This window comes from Acidovorax facilis (genome assembly GCF_023913775.1).
Taxonomy (GTDB): Bacteria; Pseudomonadota; Gammaproteobacteria; order Burkholderiales; family Burkholderiaceae_C; genus Acidovorax; species Acidovorax facilis.
In genome coordinates, this window is record NZ_JAMXAX010000365.1 from 1 (window position 1) to 255 (window position 255).

The 255-nt window shown below is 66.3% G+C and carries 1 pseudogene; it reads right to left on the reverse strand.

What is annotated here, in order from left to right:
* Positions 1–240: pseudogene (locus NFX52_RS31520) on the reverse strand (transketolase); the annotation flags it as partial.
* Positions 241–255: the final 15 nt, after the last annotated feature.

Here is a 255-nt window from a genome sequence, read left to right on the forward strand (position 1 = left end):
GGTGAGGTTAGAACCAGTCAGGTCCGCACTCCCGCCAAACAGCTCCGGCACCAGCGGCGCCAGCACATCCAGGACGTTCTGGCTGGCTTTCCGGGTAGCCAGGGCTTGCGGCCTGTCCGCAATAGCGACCAGCAAGCTAGGCAACTGATCGGCCAGCGCGGGCAGCAGTCGGCCGGTGATGCGGCGCTCGAACTCGTCCGCCGCATCAGGAAAGGCACTGCGGTAGGCCTCAAAGCGCATGCGCCAGGAGCGCTC